The sequence below is a fragment of the Parafrankia sp. Ea1.12 genome (genome assembly GCF_900465275.1).
GTDB classification, from domain to species: Bacteria; Actinomycetota; Actinomycetes; order Frankiales; family Frankiaceae; genus Parafrankia; species Parafrankia soli.
Genome location: NZ_UBIZ01000365.1, coordinates 1 through 1,103 on the forward strand (window position 1 = coordinate 1; position 1,103 = coordinate 1,103).

Below are 1,103 nucleotides of genomic sequence, written 5' to 3' on the forward strand. Positions count from 1 at the left end.
GGTCTGCGATGGGGTGGTCGGGCCGTGGTGGTTGAAGGTCGCGGCCGCGGTGGGGTCGTCGTCCGTTGTAGTGGGCCGCGTACTCGACCAGGAGGGTACGCAGATGCCGCTCGCTGAAGATCAGCATGCGGTCGGTGACCTTGGTCCGGACCGTGCGGACGAACCGTTCCGCGTAGGCGTTCGCCCGGGGCGTCCGGGGTGGGATCGTGACGGTGGTGATGCCGGCGTCGGCGAGGACCGCGCCGAAGGAGGCGGTGAACTGGCCGGCCCGGTCACGAACCAGAAATTGGAAGTCGGCCGCCCGGTCGCCGAAGTCCATGAGGAGGTTCCGGGCTTGTTGGGTGGTCCACGGTCCGTCCGGGTGAGCGGTGACCTGCGCGTTTGCTCGCCGGACAGGGCCTGTGTCGGGCAGGCTGGATGGTCATGGTGTGGTCGCTGCTCTACGCCCTGACACGCAACGCTCTCGGACTGATGTTGCTCCGCGTGCGTGGCGACACCGCGAAAGACGTGGAGCTCCTCGTCCTGCGACACCAGGTGGCGGTGCTGCGACGGCAGGTGAACCGCCCGACACTGGAACCGGCGGATCGGATGATCCTCGCAGCCCTGTCCCGGCTGCTACCCCGGGCCCGGTGGGGTTCGTTCTTCGTCACCCCGGCCACCGTGTTGCGCTGGCACCATGATCTCCTCGCCCGAAAATGGACCCGAGGCGAACGGGACGACCTCCGGTCAGCACGGAGATCGCCGCACTGATCGAGCGGCTCGCGACCGAGAACACGACATGGGGCTACCGGCGGATCCAGGGCGAGCTCCTCAAACTCGGCCACCAAGTCAGCGCCTCCACGATCCGCCGGGTCCTGAAGTCCCTGGGTCTCCCACCGGCGCCCAGGCGGCAGACCGACGCGACCTGGCGGCAGTTCCTACGCACGCAGGCCTCGACGATGCTGGCCGTCGACTTCTTCCACGTGGACTGCGCCGTGACGCTGCGGCGCCTGTACTGCTTCTTCGTCATCGAGGTCGGCTCCCGCACCGTCCACATCCTCGGAGTCACCGCCCACCCGGACGGACCGTGGACCACCCAACAAGCCCGGAACCTCCTCATGGAC

Annotated in this window: 2 pseudogenes; one reads left to right on the forward strand and one right to left on the reverse strand. The window is 68.3% G+C overall.

Annotated features, from left to right (window positions below):
• Positions 1 to 373: pseudogene (locus tag FMEAI12_RS20560) on the reverse strand (integrase core domain-containing protein); the annotation flags it as partial.
• 98 nt (positions 374 to 471) lie between these two features.
• On the opposite strand from FMEAI12_RS20560, the pseudogene FMEAI12_RS20565 reads away from it, so the two are divergent.
• Positions 472 to 1,103: pseudogene (locus tag FMEAI12_RS20565) on the forward strand (helix-turn-helix domain-containing protein); the annotation flags it as partial.